Source organism: Kitasatospora griseola (assembly GCF_014648555.1).
GTDB classification, from domain to species: domain Bacteria; phylum Actinomycetota; class Actinomycetes; order Streptomycetales; family Streptomycetaceae; genus Kitasatospora; species Kitasatospora griseola.
Genome location: NZ_BMRI01000021.1, coordinates 12,954 through 30,151 on the forward strand (window position 1 = coordinate 12,954; position 17,198 = coordinate 30,151).

17 protein-coding genes are annotated in these 17,198 nt (G+C 73.6%); 7 read left to right on the forward strand and 10 right to left on the reverse strand.

Annotation, left to right across the window (positions count from 1 at the left end; translation table 11 throughout):
- Positions 1–201: 201 nt before the first annotated feature.
- Positions 202–681 (reverse strand): GNAT family N-acetyltransferase, encoded by a 480-nt coding sequence (locus tag IEZ12_RS24090; protein ID WP_189274597.1) that lies wholly within the window; start codon positions 679–681, stop codon positions 202–204.
- A gap of 21 nt (positions 682–702) precedes the next feature.
- On the reverse strand, positions 703–1,104 hold the full coding sequence (locus IEZ12_RS24095; RefSeq protein WP_189274599.1) for an ankyrin repeat domain-containing protein: 402 nt from the start codon (positions 1,102–1,104) through the stop codon (positions 703–705).
- A 195-nt stretch (positions 1,105–1,299) separates the two neighbouring features.
- Between IEZ12_RS24095 and IEZ12_RS24100 the strand changes: the two genes are divergently transcribed.
- The 3 genes from IEZ12_RS24100 (at position 1,300) to IEZ12_RS24110 (ending at position 3,862) form a co-directional block, all read left to right on the forward strand.
- Positions 1,300–1,494 carry a hypothetical protein gene (locus tag IEZ12_RS24100; RefSeq protein ID WP_014134294.1) on the forward strand — a complete coding sequence of 65 codons (195 nt, stop codon included), beginning with the start codon at positions 1,300–1,302 and terminating at the stop codon, positions 1,492–1,494.
- A 123-nt stretch (positions 1,495–1,617) separates the two neighbouring features.
- Entirely contained in the window at positions 1,618–3,219 is a 1,602-nt protein-coding gene (locus IEZ12_RS24105) for a hypothetical protein (protein WP_189274601.1), read from the forward strand.
- Positions 3,220–3,487: 268 nt separating this feature from the next.
- Positions 3,488–3,862 carry an RNA polymerase-binding protein RbpA gene (locus IEZ12_RS24110; RefSeq protein ID WP_043908226.1) on the forward strand — a complete coding sequence of 125 codons (375 nt, stop codon included), beginning with the start codon at positions 3,488–3,490 and terminating at the stop codon, positions 3,860–3,862.
- A gap of 101 nt (positions 3,863–3,963) precedes the next feature.
- Here IEZ12_RS24110 and fxsA read toward each other — a convergent pair whose 3' ends face one another.
- The 4 genes from fxsA to IEZ12_RS24130 all read right to left on the reverse strand — a co-directional run bounded on the left by fxsA (position 3,964) and on the right by IEZ12_RS24130 (position 9,198).
- Positions 3,964–4,533, reverse strand: coding sequence for an FxsA family membrane protein (gene fxsA / locus IEZ12_RS24115; protein ID WP_043909382.1), 570 nt, complete (start codon positions 4,531–4,533; stop codon positions 3,964–3,966).
- Positions 4,534–5,430: 897 nt separating this feature from the next.
- Positions 5,431–7,005, reverse strand: a complete 1,575-nt coding sequence (lnt, locus tag IEZ12_RS24120) for an apolipoprotein N-acyltransferase (protein ID WP_229847883.1) — start codon at positions 7,003–7,005, stop codon at positions 5,431–5,433.
- Positions 7,006–7,098: 93 nt separating this feature from the next.
- Complete coding sequence (locus IEZ12_RS24125) at positions 7,099–8,715, reverse strand: amidohydrolase (RefSeq protein ID WP_189274605.1); 1,617 nt, start codon at positions 8,713–8,715, stop codon at positions 7,099–7,101.
- A gap of 42 nt (positions 8,716–8,757) precedes the next feature.
- A complete protein-coding gene (locus IEZ12_RS24130) occupies positions 8,758–9,198 on the reverse strand; it encodes an Lrp/AsnC family transcriptional regulator (RefSeq protein WP_035859581.1) in 441 nt (146 codons plus the stop codon).
- A 208-nt stretch (positions 9,199–9,406) separates the two neighbouring features.
- Between IEZ12_RS24130 and IEZ12_RS24135 the strand changes: the two genes are divergently transcribed.
- The 3 genes from IEZ12_RS24135 (at position 9,407) to IEZ12_RS24145 (ending at position 12,631) form a co-directional block, all read left to right on the forward strand.
- Entirely contained in the window at positions 9,407–9,808 is a 402-nt protein-coding gene (locus IEZ12_RS24135) for a hypothetical protein (RefSeq protein ID WP_189274607.1), read from the forward strand.
- Positions 9,809–9,885: 77 nt separating this feature from the next.
- Positions 9,886–10,509, forward strand: a complete 624-nt coding sequence (locus tag IEZ12_RS24140; RefSeq protein ID WP_189274609.1) for a uridine kinase family protein — start codon at positions 9,886–9,888, stop codon at positions 10,507–10,509.
- Positions 10,510–10,825: 316 nt separating this feature from the next.
- On the forward strand, positions 10,826–12,631 hold the full coding sequence (locus IEZ12_RS24145; protein WP_229847921.1) for an AAA family ATPase: 1,806 nt from the start codon (positions 10,826–10,828) through the stop codon (positions 12,629–12,631).
- Positions 12,632–12,634: 3 nt separating this feature from the next.
- On the opposite strand, the gene IEZ12_RS24150 is transcribed toward IEZ12_RS24145, so the two are convergent.
- A complete protein-coding gene (locus IEZ12_RS24150) occupies positions 12,635–12,973 on the reverse strand; it encodes a hypothetical protein (RefSeq protein WP_189274610.1) in 339 nt (112 codons plus the stop codon).
- Between the two features lie 112 nt (positions 12,974–13,085).
- Complete coding sequence (locus IEZ12_RS24155; RefSeq protein ID WP_189274612.1) at positions 13,086–13,760, reverse strand: TetR/AcrR family transcriptional regulator; 675 nt, start codon at positions 13,758–13,760, stop codon at positions 13,086–13,088.
- Between the two features lie 68 nt (positions 13,761–13,828).
- Here IEZ12_RS24155 and IEZ12_RS24160 point away from each other — a divergent pair, with 68 nt between their 5' ends.
- On the forward strand, positions 13,829–14,707 hold the full coding sequence (locus tag IEZ12_RS24160; RefSeq protein ID WP_189274614.1) for an SDR family NAD(P)-dependent oxidoreductase: 879 nt from the start codon (positions 13,829–13,831) through the stop codon (positions 14,705–14,707).
- Between the two features lie 52 nt (positions 14,708–14,759).
- On the opposite strand, the gene IEZ12_RS24165 is transcribed toward IEZ12_RS24160, so the two are convergent.
- Positions 14,760–15,791, reverse strand: a complete 1,032-nt coding sequence (locus IEZ12_RS24165) for a hemolysin family protein (RefSeq protein ID WP_189274616.1) — start codon at positions 15,789–15,791, stop codon at positions 14,760–14,762.
- Positions 15,788–17,128, reverse strand: coding sequence for a hemolysin family protein (locus IEZ12_RS24170; protein WP_189274618.1), 1,341 nt, complete (start codon positions 17,126–17,128; stop codon positions 15,788–15,790). The genes IEZ12_RS24165 and IEZ12_RS24170 overlap by 4 nt, the downstream gene beginning before the upstream one ends.
- Between the last annotated feature and the right edge of the window lie 70 nt (positions 17,129–17,198).

Here is a 17,198-nt window from a genome sequence, read left to right on the forward strand (position 1 = left end):
GTACGGTCGGGTGCGCTCCCCGGGCAACGGACCGCCGAGGCACCGGTCGGCCGCGCCAACGGGCTTGACGCACACGGAAGTTCGACGGAAGTCAGCCCCGTCCGAGCCCCGACCTGCGGCGGGCCGGGAGAACGGCGGAGCGGCCGCCGCCCGCGGATCACGGGTCGACGGCCGCTCCAACCGGCCCGGCGGGTGCGAAAGTTACAGCGTGCCCAGCTCCTTGCCCAGGCAGATGCTGAGCTCGTGGTCCTTGTAGAAGCCGAACTTGCGGATCTCGGCGTAGCCCTCGGAGGCGTACAGGCCGACGGCCTCCGGCTGCAGGGTGCCGGTCTCCAGCACCAGCCGGGTGCGGCCGGCGGCGATCGCGGCGGCTTCGAGGTGGCGCAGCAGGGTGCGGGCGTAGCCCTTGCCGCGGGCTGCGGGGACGACGTACATCCGCTTGAGCTCGGCGTCGCCGTCGCGCAGGCCGTCCGCGTCGCGCTCCTTGACCCGCCAGCCGCCGCAGGCCACCGGCTCGCCGTCCTGGTAGCCGATCACGAACAGCCCGGCGGGCGGGTCGAAGTGGTCGGTGTGCATGACGGTCTGGTCGCCGTCGCCGTAGCGCAGGACGTACTCCTGCTGGACGTCGGCGGCGAGCTGCTGGGCGTCGGGGTGTCCGAAGCCGGTGGTGCGGATCTCCATGTCGGTCAAGGGTACGGGCCGCTATCGGGCGGCCGTGAGGCGGGCGGCCAGATCGTCCTTGCCGAACAGTCGGGCGGCGTCGAGCGCGGAGGGCGTGCCGGCGTGCGGGTCGGCGCCGTGGGCGAGCAGGGCGTCGACGACGTCGGTGGCGCCCTTGAAGACGGCGCCGGCCAGCGGGGTCTGGGCGCGGTCGTTGGCCCGATCGGGTTCGGCGCCGCGTTCCAGTAGTGCGGTGACGGTGGCGGCGTGGCCGTGGTAGGCGGCGAGCATCAGCAGGGTGTCGCCGCGGTCGTTGGTGAGGTCGGCGGGGACACCGGCGTCGAGGTGGGCGGCCAGCAGCGCGGTGTCGCCGGTGCGGGCGGCGTCGAACAGGCGGCCGGCGAGGGCGACGACCTCGGGGTCGGGCGGAGTGTGGTCGGTCATGCGCGAACGGTAGCGGACGCCACTCGGGGCGTGGTTCCGGACGGCCGTTCGGGCGATCTCCGGGCGGGCGGGGCGCGGTCGCGGCGGGCGGCCCGGTGAGATCCACCCGTTTGCCGCACACCATCATCTATTACTTTTTGTCACCATAAAGGCACTTTCTGTCACACTGTCCCCGCCCTTTGTGAGGAGCGTCCCGTGATTCTCTCCATCTCCGGCATCGTGCTGTTCGGCGTCATCGCCTTCCTGTTCTTCCGCCGGGACGGGCTGAAGATCTCGCATGCCCTGGTGTGCGCGCTGTTCGGCTTCTACGTCGCGGGCTCCTCGATCGCCCCGAGCATCCAGGCGGGCGGCGCGAGCCTGGCCAGCCTGATCGGCGGCCTGAAGTTCTGAACCGTCCCGGCTCCCGGCGGCCCGGGCGCGGAGGTCCCACCGCCCCGGGCCGCTCGCCGACCCGGGCCGACCCCGCCCCCGCCCGACCCACCGCCACCACCCCATCCCGCCACCGGAGCCCGCATGTCCTTCACCCGCCACTTCCACCGGGGCCGCGACCTCGCCCGCACCGCCGGCGACCACGCCGCCGACGTGTTCGCGCCGCTGACCGTGATCGGCCGCGGCCTGCGCCGCCACGCCGACTGGACCAAGGCCCGCTGGGCGGCCACCCCGAAGGAGCGCCGCGGCCCGACGCTGCTGGTCGGCGCAGCCGTCACGATCGGCGTCTTCCTGCTGCCGCACGGCCCGCTGATGGCGCTCGTCGCCCTGGTCGCCTCGGCCGCCTGGGCCGGCCGCGGCCCCAAGTCCGAACCCGAACCGGAGGCGGACCTCGCCGACACCAAGCTGACCGCGCTGTACGCGGCGCTCACCCCGTACCTCGGCGGGATCGACGAGCCGTTCGCGCTGTACCGACTGGACGGCGAGTGGCGGGCGGCGTTCTCCGGCTGGGAGTTCGACCCGGACGGCCGCCTCACCGCGCTGGAGATCTCCTACCCGGCGTACTTCACCGACACCGAGCCCGCCGCCCGGGCCCGGATCGAGCAGGTCGTGCAGGGCAAGGCCGGCCGCTCCCGGGAGTACCGCTTCGACTGGGACGAGGAGATCAACCGGCTGCGGGTGAGCGCGCTCGCCCCGCTGCCCGCCGACATCGTGGCGCAGCGGTTCGTCACCGCGCCGGGCGAGATCGTGCTCGGCTTCACCGACGGCGCGGGCAGCAACCGCACCATCCCGGTCGAGCAGGGCGGGGCCACCGAGCAGCAGCCGCCGGTGGTGTGGCGGGTCGGCCCGCGCTCCGCCGAACCGCACCTGCTGGCCCTCGGCACCGCCGGGTACGGCACCTCGACGCTGCTGCGCTCGATCGCCCTGCAGGCGCTGCCGCACGGCGACCTGGTGGTGGTCGACGGGGCGAGCACCGGCGAGCACGCCTGCCTGGTGAACCGTCCCGGCGTGTACACCGTGGAGACCAGCCTGCACGGGGCGCTGGCCGCGCTGGACTGGGTGGCGAAGGAGACCGAGCGCCGGCTGATCGCGCTGAACGCGGCACGCCACCACGGGGTGACCGCGCCGGCCGACGTCACCCGGCCGCTGTGGATCCTGCTGGACCACCTCACCGAGCTGTCCGAGCTCGCCCACGCCGAGGGCCGCACCGACCCGCAGGAGCTGCTGGAGGTGCCGCTGCGGCACGGCCGGGCGGCGCGCGTCACGGTGGTGTTCGTCGACGACCTGGAGGCCCGCCACCGGATCGCCGCCACCGTGCACGCCTGCACCCGGGCCCGGGTGGTGCTCGGTCCGATCACCTCCGAGTCCGGCTCGGCCGGGCTGGGCGTCCCACTGGACATCGCGCCCGCCGCGCACACCCCGCCCGGCCGCGGCTACGCCCGGATCGGCACCGCGGCCCCCGTCCGGGTGCAGGTCCCGGTCACGGTGGACCCGCTCGACGAGGAGGCCCCGCAGGCGCTGCGCGAGGCCGTGGTCGCGCTGCTGCCGCACCGCGACACCCGCACCGAGGAGTCCCCCTCCGCCGGAGCGGAGGTCACGGGGTCGGAGGCCGCCGGGACCGAGCCGGAGCGGGCCGAGGTCCGGCTGACCAAGGACCACGCTCCCGCACAGCCCGGGATGGCCTGACGACCCGCCCTCGACCCGTCCTCGACCTTCCCTCGATCGCTTCTTCGAACGCTCTGCGCGCGCCGACCAGAAGTGCACAAAATGTGACACGCCGGGTGATATCACCGCTCAGATGTGACAAATCGGGCGACCATGGGTACAAACAGGGGCGGCACGACAGGCGACGTATGTCCCGGACGGGAATCTTCGTCGGAGGTCGGGCGTTGGACCCATCGACGAAGACAGCGACCACTAGTCCTGTGGGCAAGAAGCCCGGGAGGCACGATTCATGAGCGAGCGAGCTCTCCGCGGCACGCGACTCGGGGCGACCAGCTACGAGACCGACCGCGGCATTGATCTGGCACCGCGCCAGACCGTCGAATACGCATGTCAGAACGGGCACCGATTCGAGGTTCCGTTCTCGGTCGAGGCGGAGATCCCCGTGGTGTGGGAGTGCCGTTTCTGTGGCCAGGAGGCCGCACTCCTCGACGGCGACGAGCCGGAGGAGAAGAAGACCAAGCCCACACGTACCCACTGGGACATGCTGATGGAGCGCCGGACCCGCGAAGAGCTCGAGGAGGTCCTGGCCGAGCGCCTGGCCGTCCTCCGCTCCGGCGGGATGAACCTGGCGGTCCACCCGCGGGATTCCCGCAAGTCCGCCTGACGGACCGAAACCCGCACCACTGCCGAAGGGCCCCGGAAGTTCCGGGGCCCTTCGGCGTTGCCTGCTATTCGGCGCTACCTGCTGTCGGGATCAGGAGCGGATCACGGGGCGATCGGCGGCCGGTACTCGGTGTCCGGCCCCTTCGGGCCGGCCGGCGGGTCGACGACCTCGCCCTGGACGATCTTGCCGTCCGGGCGGTGGATGCGCAGCTGCTCCTGCAGGCGCATCGCGTCCGCGAACCGGTCCGCGCCGACCGGGGCGGTGGAGCGCAGCACGCTGCCGGTGAGCCGGCGGGCGACGGCGCGCCACACGGCGCGGGTCGGCGGGAGCAGCAGGGTGGCGGCCAGCAGGTCCGACAGGAAGCCCGGCAGGATCAGCAGCACACCGGCCAGCACCGTCATCGAGGTGCCGGTCTGCGGCTGCGCGGACTGCGGGTCCTTGGACAGCTCGACGGCGGCGCGGAACGCCCGCGCCCCGGCGCGCTTGATCACCGTGCCGCCCAGGAACACCCCGGCCAGCAACAGCACCAACGTCAGGAACCAGCCCACCCAGCCGGCCACCACGGTGACCAGCCAGATCTCCAGCACCAGCCAGACGGCGATCAACAGCGGCACGATCCGGGCAAGACGCCCACGCCGGGTCGGACGGGCCGGGGTTGCTTGCTGGGACACGGTACGGATCCACTCCATCGCGGTGCTCTCAGCGACGACCGGCGACTCCGGCCGCATTCACGGCACCACCCTGGACAACGGCCCACCGGGCCCGCGTGTTCCGCCGTACGGGCCCGTGGCCCGTCCCGCCGCCCGATCGGGCCTGCGTGGCTGCTCGACGTCGGACCTGCCTCAGGGGTGCTTCCCGCCCGCCGCGAGGCGGCAGGCCGGGTAGCGGCAGGAGCCCGCTCCGCTGCCCACGGCGCCACTGCCAGACGTCGGACCCGCGAAGGCCGGCGGGCCGCCGAGGGCGAACCTCCCACCCTCGCCCGGCAGCGCTCCGTGCTCCGCCGCCCGGGCCGTGACGCGTCCGGCCGACCGCTCAAGCCTGCTTGGCCGCCCGGCGGCGCTGCAGGCCCGTCGCGGCCGCGAAGGCGCAGGCCAACAGGCCACCGAACGCGAACCTCCCGCCCACGCCCGGCGACGATCCGCGCGCCGCCACCCGGACCGTGCCCGCCCCGCCGCCCGCTCAGGCCTGCCTCAGGGATACCTGCCCGCCCGCCGCGAGGCCGCACGCCGAGCGGAGGCAAGGGCCCGCTCCGGCCGCACACTCCGCTGCCCGCGACCCCGCCACCTGACCTCGGACCCGCGTGACAACCCGGGGCCCCGCGAAGCCGAAGGCCGGCGGGCCGCCGAGCGCGAACCTCCCGCCCTCACCCGGCGGCACCCCGTGCTCCCGCCGCCCGGGCCCTGACACGTCCTACCGACCGCCCGGCCTGCTTGGCCACCCGACGACGCTCCAGGCCCGTCGCAGCCGCGAAGGCGCAGGCCAACAGGCCGCCGAACGCGAACCTCCCGCCCTCGCCCGGCGGCACTCCGTACTCCGCCACCAAGAGCGTGACGCGACCTGCCGACCGCTCAGGCCTGCTTGGCCGCCCGGCGGCGCTGCAGGCCCGTCGCGGCGGCGAAGGCGCAGGCCAGCAGGCCGCCGAGGGCGAGGATCCATTCGGGGCCGGCGCCGACCTTGTCGGCGATGGTCTGGCCGTCGCGCAGCGGGACCACGGCGTTGAGGACCTCCTGGTCGAGCTCCGCGGTGCGCTGCTGGACCTCGCCGTCCGGGGTGATCACGGCGCTGACGCCGCTGGTGGCCGCGATCAGCACGGCCCGGCCGTGCTCGACGGCGCGCAGTCGGGACATCGCCAGCTGCTGCTCGGTCTGGCCGGTCCGGTTGTAGGTGGCGTTGTTGGTCTGGACGACCAGCACCCGGCCGCCCTGGTTGACGGTGTCGCGGACGATCTCGTCGTACGCCACCTCGAAGCAGATCACGTCGCCGATCCGGGCCGGGCCGAGGTGCATGACGCCGCTGCCGGTGCCGGGGTAGAAGTCGCGGGCGACCCGCTGCAGGCGGGTGATCACCTTGGACAGTTCGGCGCGGAACGGCACGTACTCGCCGAACGGCACCGGGTGCTGCTTGGTGTAGGACTCCCCCGGGCCGGTCGTCGGGTCCCACACGATGCCCTCGTTGCGCACGTGCTGCTGGTCCGGTCCGTCGACCAGGGCGCCGACCAGGGTGGGGACGCCGATGGTCTTCACGGCCTCGTCGATCCGGGCGTAGGCCGCCGGGTCGGTGAACGGGTCGAGGTCGGAGGCGTTCTCCGGCCAGATCACCACGTCGGGCTTGGGCACCCGGCCGGCGGCGACGTCCGCGGCGAGCTGCTCGGTGGTCTTGGCGTGGTTGTTGAGCACCAGCATCGGCCGGCCCAGGAAGTCCATGCCGGGACGGTCCACGTTGCCCTGGACGATCGCGACCTTCACGGTGTCGGCGGCCGCGGTCGGCACCGGCACGACATAGCCGATCAGCACCAGCGCGACGGCCGCCAGGCCGCCCGCGACGGTGCGCCACGGCAGCATGGCGGTGCCGGCCCGGCGGGCCCGCAGCACGCACAGCACCGCCCAGGCGAGCAGCGTGCCGCAGCCGGCCACCGCGAAGGTCACCAGCGGGGCGCCGCCGAGCGCGGCGAGCGGCGTGAACGGGCTGGCGGTGTTGGCGAACGCCAGGCGGCCCCAGGGGAAGCCGCCGAACGGCAGCCGGTCACGGGCCCACTCCTGGGTCACCCAGAGCATCGCGGCCCACAGCGGCCAGCCGCGCAGCTTCGAGGTCAGCGCCAGGCCCGCGCCCATCAGCGCGAGGAACAGCGCTTCGATCGCCGACAGGCCGATCACGCCGTCCCAGCCCACCACCCGCAGCCAGGACAGCAGCACCACGAAGAACGGCACGCCGAACACGAAGCCCAGCCAGGCCCCGTGCCGGGCCCGCCGCCCCCGGGTCAGCAGCGTCAGCGCCGCCACCCCGAGGATCGACAGCGGCCACACGTCGTACGGCGGGAAGGCGAACGCCATCGCCGTCCCGCACACCGCGGCCAGCCCCGTCCGGGCCCACCATCCCCCGCGGCCGGGGCGCTGCGGCGCGCTGTCCGCCTGCCCCTCGGTCACGGGGTGCTCCTGCGAAACGGGCAGTGCCACCTGCGCACCATCTCTCTACTTCGTACGACGTCCCCCGAAAGGTACCTCACCCGAAGAGACGGCCTACTGGCCCTGGTGGGTGTGGACCGTCCGGCCCCGGACGACGGTGCGCAGGCAGGTGGGGAGGGGCTCGCCGGGGGTGAGGTCGGGGAGGCCGGGGGTGCCGGAGCGGGGGTCGGTGGACCAGCCGGCGATGCGGTTGTCGGGAGCCTGGACGACCAGGTCGGTGGTGGCCCAGACCGCGTAGGAGGCGATCGCGCCGGGCACCAGGACGCCGTCCGCGTCGTGGCCGAGGGCGCGGTGGCCGCCGCGGGTGTGGGCGGTGAACGCGGCGCGCACCGAGATCCGGTGCTCGGGGGTGCGGTGGAACGCGGCGGCGCGGACGGTGCCCCACGGGTCGAGCGGGGTGACGGGCGCGTCGGAGCCGAAGGCCAGCGGGATGCCGGCCCGCAGCATCGCGGCGAACGGGTTGAGCTGCGCGGCGCGGTCGGCGCCGAGGCGTTCCACGTACATGCCGTCGGGGCCGCCCCAGGCGGCGTCGAAGGCGGGCTGGACGGAGGCGGTGAGGCCGAGTTCGGCGAACGCGGCGAGGGTCTCCGGGGTGAGCGCCTCGGCGTGCTCGACGCGGTGCCGCATCGCCTTGACGCGTTCGGCGCCGAGCTTGTCGCCGGCGGCGCGGACGCCTTCGACGACGGCGGTGATCGCGGCGTCGCCGATGGCGTGGAACCCGGCCTGCAGGCCGGCCTCGGTGCAGGCGGCGACGTGCTCGGCGATCTGCCCGGCCGTCAGGTAGGCGACGCCGGTGTGGTCGGTGTCGGCGTAGTCCTCGTGCAGGCAGGCGGTGTGCGAGCCGAGCGCGCCGTCGACGAACAGGTCGCCGCCGGCGCCGACCGCGCCGAGCCGCTTGGCGGTCTCGACGCCCGCGGCGCCGAGTTCGCCCCAGTAGCCGAACACCTCGGGGCCGGGGGTCTCGGCGGCGAGGGCGAGCAGCGCGGCGAGGTCCTCGGCGGAGGAGATGTCGGGGCCGGCGCACTCGTGCAGCGCGCCGATGCCGAGTTCGGCGGCGCGGCGCAGCGTGGCGAGCTGGGCGTCGCGGCGCTGGGCGGGCGTGAGGTGGGCGAGCGCGGCGCGGCGGACGGCGTGGTGGGCGTCCTGGGTGAGCGGGCCGTCGGCGGAGTACCCGGCGCAGTCGGCCAGTGCCGGGACGAGGGCGCGCAGGGCGCTGGTGGCGAGGCCGGAGTGGACGTCGGTGCGGGACAGGTAGAGCGCGGCCCCGCCGGCGGCGGCGTCGAGTTCGGCGAGCGAGGGGGCGCGGCGCTCGGGCCAGCGGGTCTCGTCCCAGCCGTGGCCGAGCAGGACGCCGTCGGCGCCGCCCGCGGTGAACTCGGCGATCGCGGCGAGCGCTTCGGCGAGCGAGGCGCCGGCGGTGAGGTCGAGGCCGGTCAGGGCGAGGCCGGTGGAGGTGGCGTGCACGTGGGCGTCGACGAACGCGGGGGTGACCAGGGCGCCCTGCAGGTCGACGATCTCGTCGGCGACGTCGGCGTACGCCTCGGCGGCTCCGTCGCTGCCGACCCAGGCGATGTGTTCGCCCTCGACCAGCATGGCGGTGGCGAAGGGGTCGGCGGGGCTGTAGACGTTGCCGCCGCGCAGCAGGACGGTCCGGTCGGTGCGTTCGGTCATGGCGACCAGTCTCGCACCCTGGCCGATTGCACAGTCGGGGGGTCAGAGCTTCGGCGGGCGGGCCTCGTACGGGGTGGAGAGGACGACGGTGGTGCGGGTGGACACGCCGGCGGCGGAGCGGATCCGGGCGAGCAGGTCCTCCAGGTCGCCGGGGCCGGGGACGCGGACCTTGAGGATGTAGTTCTCGTCGCCGGCGACGCTGTGGCAGGCCTCGATCTCGGGGAGGGCGACCAGGCGTTCGGGGGTGTCGTCGGGGGCGCTGGGGTCGAACGGCTTGACGGAGATGAACGCGGTGAGCGCCAGATCGACCGCCTCGGGGTCGACGATGGCGGTGTAGCCGCGGATGACGCCGCGCTGTTCGAGGCGGCGCACCCGCTGGTGCACGGCCGAAGTGGACAGGCCGGTGGCCTTGCCCAGGTCGGTGTAGCTCATCCGTCCGTCCTGCAGCAGCAGCTGGACGATGCGCTGGTCGAGTTCCTCCACAAGGCGTCAACCTACTCGATGGACGGCCGGGCTGTGCAGACAGCTCGCTGGGGGCGCATTCGGGGGGCACATGCCAACGGAATGTGGCGAGGAACACACTTGGTGCATCACCGTGCGCCGGAGCGCAGGGTTATGACGCGTCGTCAGCGGGAAGTGCTGCTGGTGGCCCGGTCAACGAGTGATTCCGGCCCGATCCGAGGGGGATCAGATGCCTTCCACCGACCAGCGTCCCGACGTCGAGGACGAACCCGTCGCGTCCGAGCCGTCCTTCGGGACGGACCCGGGCGCGGCCGACAACTGGGACATCGTCCGGGTGCACTGCCCGGCCTGCGACCGCCCGATCGCCCTGATCGGGGACGAGGAGAGCCTGCCGCAGCACGCGGTGCTGCCCTCCGCGTGGAACCCCTTCCAATCGGCGATCTGCCGGGGCACCGGCGCGCCGACGGCCGACCTGCCGGAGAGCGTGGAGCAGCCCGAGCAGGGCGCCGTCGAAAACCTGGTGGCCCTGCCGACGGCGCTGGACTGGCGCACCCAGCCGTTCTCGCACGCGGGCGCCCACCGCGCCGTGCGCGCCCTGGTGCCCGCGCAGCGCGACCGCCGGGCGGCCTGACCCGCCCGTTCCCGTCGAGGGCGCCGCGGCTCCGGTGCCCTCCGGGAGCTCCCCGCCCAGCCACGTAGGCTGGCCGGATGACCGATGCCTTCCCCGACCTGTCCGCGCTGGCCGCGGGCCTGCTCGCGCTGCCGCCGTCGCTGGGCCCGGTGCGACTGGTCGCGGTGGACGGGCACGCCGGTTCCGGCAAGACCACCTTCGCCGGCCGGCTGGCGGCGGCGCTGGGCGGCGCACCGGTGGTGCACCTGGACGATCTGGCGACCCATCGGGAACCGTTCGGCTGGGTGGACCGGCTGCGCGCCCAGGTGCTGGAGCCGATGGGGCGGGGCGAGTCGGCCCGGCACGGCGTGTACGACTGGACGGCACGGCAGTTCGACGACGTGGTGACGGTGCCGCCGGCCCCAGTAGTGCTGCTGGAGGGAGTGGGCGCGGGCCGGCGGGCGGTGCGCCCGGCGCTGGCGGCGCTGCTGTGGATGGAGCTGGACGCGGCGGCGGCGCGGGCCCGCGGAGAGCTGCGGGACGGTCCGGAACTGGCCGAGTTCTGGGCGGGTTGGGCGGTCGCGGAACGGGCGCACTTCGCCGCCGATCCGAGCCGTCCGTTCGCCTCGCTGCGGGTCGACGGGATCACCGGGCGGATCGCCGGGGACACCCTGAGTGAACCGTTTGAACCACTCTTGACCTGCGACGTCGCCAGGATCTAAGTTCAGCCTGTCGCGGAAATCAGTTGAATCCGCAACCACAGACACGGCGTCTCCGGCTTGTTCCCCCGTGAGCCGGAGACGCCGTTCCCTTGCGCCCCGTGCGGTGTTCGCGCCCCCAACACCCGATCGTCTCGCGCCATTTGACCCGCGCGCCACCCTTACGGATCAGCTCCGCGCCGGTACCATGCCCACGCAGGCCCGTTTGAAGCGGCCCGAGGTCTGGCGGGGGGCGTCAGTGACGGTGGAGAGTTCCGGCGGCAAGGGGCCCGCCGCGGCGGGGCCGGATCCGGAGGCCGACCGCTCGTGGTCGCGTGCCATGGACGCCTACACGGCCGGTTCCTACGCCCGCGCGGAGGAGGAGTTCAAGGCCGCGGTCCGGGTCGACCCGGGCATGGCGGACGCCTGGCTGGGCCTGCACGCGCTGCGCAGCGACACCGCCGGCGCGCTGCTGGCGATGCACCGGCACCGGGAGCGGTTCGGCGAGCAGCGCGAGCGGCACCGTCGCCCGCTCAGTTCCTGGTACTGGCTGGGCTGGTGGGTGCAGCCGGTGCTGGAGAGCGCGCAGGACCTCGCCCTGGCGCACGCCTCGCACTGGCTGGACGGGCGTCATCTCACCGAGCTGGACCAGGCGTTGGCGTCCTGTCCGACGCCGGAGCAGGAGCCCGCGGTGCGGTTCCTGCACGCCTGTCGCTCCTACCTGCTGAAGGACTGGGAGCAGTTGATCCGGGACACCGACCGGCTGCTCGACGATCCGGTGCTGGGCATCGAGGCCGGCCTGTTCGCGGGGATGGCCCGGGTCCGGCTCGACATGTGCGCGCAGGCGCAGCGCCCGCTGGCGGCCTCGCTGGCCCGCTGCCGTTCCGAGCAGCCACAGCGCAAGGAGTTGCGCTACTGGCTGGGCCGGGCGTACGAGGGCGCGGGGCGCAGCGCGGCGGCGCTGCCGCTGTACCGGGCGGTGCACCGGGCCGATCCGGCGTTCATGGACACCGAGCAGCGGCTGGCGGCGATCTCCGCCGAGGACGGGCTGCTGGACGGCGCCGCGCTGTCGGGCGAGTCGTACGGCGAGTACCGGGGCGCGGTGGTGGAGAGCGCGGTCGAGACCTTGGAGGACGTCGAGCCGGAGCGGGCCCAGCCGTCGGCCGGGGAGCCGCGCGGCGGGCAGCTGGCCGAACGGGCGTCCGCCACTTCGCCGTTACCCCTGCGGCTGGGCAACTGGCCTGCGGCGGCGGCGATTCCGCCGGCCGGGCCGAACCCCGGTCCGGCGGCCCGGCTGGAGCTGGACCAGGCGCTGGCGGAGCTGGAGGCGATGGTCGGCCTCGACCCGGTGAAGCGTCAAGTACGGGCGCTGTCCGCGCAGTTGCGAATGGCCCGGCTGCGCGCGGACCGGGGGCTGCCGGTGCAGCCGCCGAAACGGCACTTCGTGTTCTCCGGGCCCTCGGGCACCGGCAAGACCACGGTGGCGCGGATCCTCGGCCGGGTCTTCCACGCCCTCGGGCTGCTCTCCGGCGACCACCTGGTGGAGGCGCAACGAGCCGACCTGGTGGGCGAGTTCCTCGGGCAGACGGCGGTGAAGGCGAACGAGCTGATCGACTCGGCGCTGGACGGCGTGCTGTTCATCGACGAGGCCTACTCGCTGGCCAACTCCGGCTACAGCAAGGGTGACGCGTTCGGCGACGAGGCGCTGCAGGTGCTGCTGAAGCGCGCCGAGGACAACCGGGACCGGCTGGTGGTGATCCTGGCCGGCTACCCGGAGGGCATGAACCGGCTGCTGGCGACCAACCCGGGCCTGAACTCGCGGTTCACCACCCGGGTCGACTTCCCCTCCTACCGCCCGGCCGAACTCGCCGAGATCGGCGCCCAGTTGGCCGGCGCCGACGGCGACGCCTGGGACGTCGACGCCGCCGAGGAGCTGGCCTCGATCTGCGCCCACGTGGTCGCCGAGGGCTGGATCGACCAGCTCGGCAACGGCCGCTTCATCCGCACCCTCTACGAAAAGTCCTGCGCCTACCGGGACTTGCGGCTCTCCGGCCAGCGCGGCATCCCGTCCCGCGAGGACCTGGCGACCCTGCGCCTGCCGGACCTGCTCCAGGCGTACGGCGAGCTGATCGACGGCCGCCAGTGACGGTCAGAAGGGCCAGATCGGCAGGCACTCCAGCAGCAGCAGGACCGCGACGACGCCGCTCACGGCAAGCGCGGCCCACGCGCCTCGGCGCCGCGCCTCCGGACTCCGATCGAGCCTATGGACATACGGGCTCCCGGCCCGTTCGAACTGCGCGATGCCCTCGCGGAGCAGCCAGAACAGCAGCGGGAAGGCGAGCAGTATGTCCGCCGCCACCAGCATCATCGTCGGAACGCTGCCGCCCCGGAGACAGGGCAGCATGATCGCGGGGACCAGCGCCGCGATGGAGAGGAATGCCTTCTGCCGGTTCCTCGGCTCCGTGTAGACGTGCAGCACCGCCGCCACGTTCAGCAGCTATCCGGCCGCGAGCAGGCACAGCACGAGGGGTATCGGCGGTGCGTCGATCAGTGCCATGGTTGTCGGTCCTCCCGCCGCGGCGCATGGATCGCCGCTCACTCTAGGCCCTGTCCGACCTCGGCATCTGCGCCTGTGTTCCCGTCAGGAAGGCGGTGAGGACGCGGCGCAGCCGGGGTTCGACCTCGACGATCGCGTGGCCGAGGCGGGGGTCGGAGGCGTAGAGGGCCTGCAGGCGGGGGCCGGGGGTGGCCATCTGCCAGAGGGCGCCGGCCATGCCGGTGGCGGTGGCGGCGAGGTCGAGCACCTGCTGTTCCGTCAGGCCGAGGAGGCGGTTCAACTCCGCGCCGATCAGGGCGACTTCGTCCAGCGTGACGAGCTTGAAGGCGCGCACGGCGTCCAGTGAGACGTTGCGTTCCAGGTTGAGCGGGGCCTGGGCGAGCAGGTCGCAGAACATCGGGCGGGCCGACAGGGTGGCGGCGAGCACCTCGGCGACCTCGGCGGGGGTGGCGTGCGCGCGGGCCGCGAGATCGGTGCGCAGCGCGCCGGACCACTCGCGCCAGCCCTGGGCGGTGAGTTCGAGGAAGATCTGCTCCCTGGTCTCGAAGTACCGCAGCAGCGCCGACTTGTGCATGCCCACTTCGGCGGCGATGTCCGTGAGGGTGACGTCGCGGATGCCGCGCCCTTCGCCGAGCGCGCGGGCCGCGTCCAGGATCGCCCCTTCGCGCGCCTGCTTGGCCTCGGCGCTGCGCGCCCGTCGGAAGGCTGGCTGAGTCATGGGGCCATTCTAGGAGCCTCTAACACAACGATGTTGCGTTAATAAGAGAACGGTGTTGTACTAAATCCATGAGCGAAGAAGCGCGCACCACCCAGCAGCAGGTCTGGTTCATCACCGGTTCGTCCCGCGGCTTCGGCCGCGCCCTGGTCACCGCCGCCCTTGAAGCGGGTGACCTGGTCGTCGCCACCGCCCGCCGCCCCGAGCCCCTCGCCGCGGAACTCGCCGAGTACGGCGACCGCGTCCTCACCGTGCCCCTGGACGTCACCGACCCCGTGGCGGCGCAGAGCGCGATCGACGCCGCGCTCGCCCGCTTCGGCCGCATCGACGTGCTGGTGAACAACGCCGGCTACGCGAACGTCTCGCCGGTCGAGACCTCGGACGACGCCGACTTCCGCGCCCAGTTCGAGACCAACTTCTGGGGCGTCTACCACGTCACCAAGGCGGCGCTGCCCGCGCTGCGGCGCCAGGGGTCGGGCACCGTCGTGCAGTTCTCCTCGGTCGGCGGGCAGGTCGGCGGCTCCCCCGGCATCGCCTCCTACCAGGCCGCCAAGTTCGCCGTCGACGGCTTCACCCGGGTGCTGGCCACCGAGACCGCGCCGTTCGGCATCCGGTACCTGGTGGTCGAGCCGAGCGGCTTCGCCACCGACTGGGCGGGCGCTTCGATGACCGCCTTTCCCGTCCCCGAGGCCTACGACGAAACGGTCGGCGCGATGAACCGGCGGATGCGCCAGGGCGAGGCCGGGGCCGCCGGCGACCCGGAGCGCGCCGCCGCGATCATCGTCCGCACCGTCAAGCGCGGCGACGCCCCGAGCCACCTGCTGCTCGGCGTGAACGCGGTGACCATGGCGCTCGACTGGTCCCGCCGCCAGCTCGCCGAGGCGACCGCCTGGGAGCAGGTCAGCCGCTCCGCCGACTTCGCCGAGCCGTACCCGGTGGAACTGCCGTAGACGGCGGCGGCCCCGCCGCAACAGGTGCGACGGGGCCGGGAGCAGCGGGTGATCAGTGTCGGTGGTCCGGGTCGTGGACCTCGCCGACCAGTTCCTCCAGCACGTCCTCCAGGGCGACCAGGCCGAGCTGGCGGCCGTCCGCGTCCACCACGGCCGCCAGGTGGGCGGCGGCGCGGCGCATGGAGGCGAGCGCGTCGTCCAGCCGCAGGCCGGAGCGGACCACCGTGATCGGCCGCCACAGCCGGTCCGGGACGGGCGCCGTCAGGTCGTCGACCTCCAGCGAGTCCTTGACGTGCAGGTAGCCGAGCACAGTGCCCTGCTCGTCGGCGACCGGGAAGCGCGAGAAGCCGGTGCGCACGGCGAGCTGCTGGATCTGGTCGCCGGTGACGTCGCGGCCCACGGTGACCAGCTGGTCGGCGGGCAGCAGCACCTCGGTGACCGGGCGGCTGCCCATCTCCAGGGCGTCCTCCAGGCGTTCGCGACGGGTGTCGTCGAGCAGGCCGGCCTCGCCGGAGTCGGCCAGCAGGTGCAGCAGCTGCTCGCTGGTGAACACCGAGTTGACCTCGTCCTTGGGCTCGACCCGGAACAGCCGCAGCACGCCGTTGGCGAAGGCGTTCAGCAGGGTGATCACCGGGGCCAGCCAGCGGGCCAGCCGGTCCAGCGGCGGGCCGAGCCAGAGCGCGGCCTTCTCCGGTCCGGCCAGCGCCAGGTTCTTCGGCACCATCTCGCCGATCACCATGTGCAGAAACACCACCAGGCTGAGCGCGATGGCGTAGCTGAGCAGGTGCATCGCCGAGTCGGGCACGCCGAGCGCGTGGAAGACGGGCTCCAGCAGGTGCGCGATGGTCGGCTCGGCGAGCGCGCCGAGCAGCAGCGAGCAGACGGTGATGCCGAGCTGGGCGGCGGCCAGCATCGCGGAGACGTTGGACAGCGCGTGCAGCACGGTGCGGGCGCGCCGGTTGCCGGCCTCGGCGAGCGGTTCGATCTGGCTGCGGCGCACCGAGATGACGGCGAACTCGGCGCCGACGAAGAAGGCGTTGCCGAGCAGCAGGAGCAGCGAGAAGGCGAGTTGCAGGGCGCTCATCGGTTGCTGTCCTGGTCCTCGTGGTCGTCCTCGGAGCGGGTGCGGCGCACCTCGACCCGGCTGGTGCGGTGGCGGTCGACGGCGGTCACCGTCAGTTCCCAGCCCGGCAGTTCGACGCTCTCGCCGACGGCGGGGAGCTTGCCGAGCAGGTCGGCGAGCAGTCCGCCGAGGGTCTCGTAGGGGCCGTCGGGGGCGTGCAGGCCGATCATGGCGAGCTGGTCGAGCCGGGCCCGGCCGTCGGCGTCCCAGACCGGCAGTCCGTCGCGCGGGGCGAGCGGGCGCAGGTCGGGGGTGTCGGCGGGGTCGTGCTCGTCCTGGACCTCGCCGACCACCTCTTCGACGATGTCCTCGATGGTGGCGACGCCGGCGGTGCCGCCGTACTCGTCGACCACCACGGCCATCGGTTCGCGGCCGCGCAGCAGGTCGAGCAGGCGCTCGGCGGGCAGCGTCTCGGGGACCAGCAGCGGCGGGGACGCCAGGTGGCGGACCTTGGTGTGGTCGCGGCGGTCGGCGGGGACGGCCAGGGCGTCCTTGAGCGTGACGGTGCCGGTGACGTTGTCCAGGCTGTCGCTGTACACCGGGAAGCGGCTCAGCCCGGTGGCCCGGGTGAGGTTGAGCACGTCACCGGCGGTGGCGTCCTGCTGGAGCGCGGAGACGTCGATCCGCGGCGTCATCACGGACTCCGCGGTCAGCTCGCGCAGGCCCAGGGTGCGCACGAACAGCGTCGCCGACTCCTCGTCCATCGCGCCGGCCTGGTACGAGTGCCGGGCAAGCGCGAGGAGTTCGTCGGCGGTGCGGGCGTGGCCGAGTTCCTCCTGCGGCTCGACGCCGAAGAGCCGGACGATCCGGTTGGCGGAGCCGTTCAGGAACGCGATCAGCGGGCGGCAGGCGGCGGAGAACACCCGCTGCGGTCCGACCACGGCGTAGGCGACCTGCATCGGGTGGGAGATCGCCCAGTTCTTCGGGACGAGTTCGCCGATCACCATCTGCAGCACGGTGGCCAGTACCAGGCCGACGATCAGCGCGGTGCCGCGGGCCGCCGAGTCGGGCAGGCCGACGCCGGTGAACACCGGCGAGAGCAGGGTGGACAGCGCCGGCTCGGCGAGCATGCCGACCACCAGCGAGGTGATGGTGATGCCGAGCTGGGCGCCGGAGAGCTGGAAGGACAGTTCGTGCAGGGCCTTGGCCAGGCCCTTCGCGCGGCCGTCGCCGGTGGCCGCGGCGCGTTCGACGGCACCGCGGTCGGCGGTCACGAACGCGAACTCGGCGGCCACGAACAGGCCGTTGGCGAGGATGAGCAGGAAGGCCGCGAGCAGCAGGAGCCAGGCGGTGGTCATCGGGCCGCCCGCCTTCCCTGGCTCGGAATGTGCATGGCGGCGCGGGTACTACCGGACGGATCGTCCATCG